Below are 1020 nucleotides of genomic sequence, written 5' to 3' on the forward strand. Positions count from 1 at the left end.
GAAAACGGCGTGGTCATCATCGGCTATACCGACTTCCCGTCGAGGATGGGCGCGCAAGCCTCGGAGCTTTATGGCAACAACATCCGCCACATGCTCTCGGACCTGACGCCGGGCAAGGACGGCGTCATCGTGCAGAACATGGAGGACGACGTGATCCGCGGCGCCACCGTCGCCCATGACGGCGACGTGACCTGGCCGCCGCCGCCGCCCAGGGTCGCGGCCATCGCCGCCCAGAAGCCGCGCGAGAAGCCCAGGGAGCCGACCCCCGAGGAACGGCGCGCGCAGGAGATCGCCGCCTTCCGCGCCCAGACCCGCAGCCAGGTCACGCTGCTCGGCGCGGGCGCGGCGGCGATGCTGCTGGTGGGGCTGTTCGCGCCCGCGAGCTTCCTGTCGCATTTCATCGTCTTCGTGCTGGCGGTCTTCGTCGGCTTCCAGGTGATCTGGAACGTCAGCCATTCGCTGCACACGCCCCTGATGGCGATCACCAACGCGATCTCGTCGATCATCATCGTCGGCGCGCTTCTGCAGATCGGCTCGGGCGGCTGGCTGGTGGTGTTGCTGGCGGCGCTGTCGGTGCTGATGGCGGGCGTCAACATCTTCGGCGGCTTCCTGGTCACGCGCCGGATGCTCGCCATGTTCCAGAAGTCGTAAGGGGAGAGGGCGCATGGAATACGGATTCACCACCGCCGCCTATGTGGTCGCGGCCGTGCTGTTCATCCTGTCCCTGGGCGGGCTTTCCGGCCAGGAAAGCGCCAAGCGCGCGGTCTGGTACGGCATCGCGGCCATGGCGCTGGCGGTGGTCGCGACGCTGATCGGGCCGGGCTACGGCAACTGGGGGCTGACGCTGGTCATGCTGGCCATCGGCGGCGCCATCGGCTGGGTCGTGGCCAAGCGGGTGCAGATGACCGAGATGCCGCAGCTGGTCGCGGCCATGCACAGCCTGGTCGGCCTGGCCGCGGTGCTGATCGGCTTCAACGCCCAGTTCGAGCTCTCGCGGGTGCTGCGCGCCCGCGCCGCCGA

General features: G+C 68.8%; 2 protein-coding genes. Both read left to right on the forward strand.

Annotated elements, in window-relative coordinates:
* Positions 1 to 651: proton-translocating transhydrogenase family protein (locus FE811_RS26985; RefSeq protein ID WP_181180996.1), on the forward strand; the 651-nt coding region annotated here is incomplete at its 5' end.
* 13 nt (positions 652 to 664) lie between these two features.
* Positions 665 to 1020, forward strand: a 356-nt coding sequence (locus tag FE811_RS26990) for an NAD(P)(+) transhydrogenase (Re/Si-specific) subunit beta (RefSeq protein ID WP_181180997.1), incomplete at its 3' end; no start/stop codon positions are given.

Origin of the sequence: Paracoccus sp. FO-3 (assembly GCF_006386455.1) — a bacterium.
Taxonomy (GTDB): domain Bacteria; phylum Pseudomonadota; class Alphaproteobacteria; order Rhodobacterales; family Rhodobacteraceae; genus Paracoccus; species Paracoccus versutus.